Source organism: Micromonospora sp. ATLC16 (genome assembly GCF_057196645.1).
Genome location: NZ_JBXUOW010000190.1, coordinates 1 through 357 on the forward strand (window position 1 = coordinate 1; position 357 = coordinate 357).

Consider the following 357-nt stretch of genomic DNA (forward strand, 5'->3'; position numbering starts at 1 on the left):
AGCGACACGAGGCGGAACTGCTGGTTGGTTTGTCCGTGGCAGTCGTAGAGCTGGATCTGGGCTCCGTTGTTGGTGCTCCAGACGTCGAGGCAGCGTCCGGATTGGACGCCGCCGATGGTGCCGTTGGAGTTGATGTTCCACTGTTGGTTGGTGCCGCTGTGGCAGGTGTAGATCTGGATTGCGGCGCCGTTGCCGGAGCCTGCGGCGTCCAGGCACATGTCGCCGTAGACGCGTAGTTGTTTGTTGGTGGTGTTGTAGGTCCAGGCTTGGTTGGTCTGCTTGTTGCAGTCGTAGAGCTGGACGCGGGTGCCGTTGTTGCGGGAGGCGTTGGTGACGTCGATGCAGCGGTTCGACTGG

General features: G+C 61.6%; 1 protein-coding gene. It reads right to left on the reverse strand.

The annotated features are described in order from the left end of the window. On the reverse strand, nucleotides 1-357 hold a 357-nt coding region (locus AC2CHE_RS27005; RefSeq protein WP_484507632.1), incomplete at both ends, for an RICIN domain-containing protein.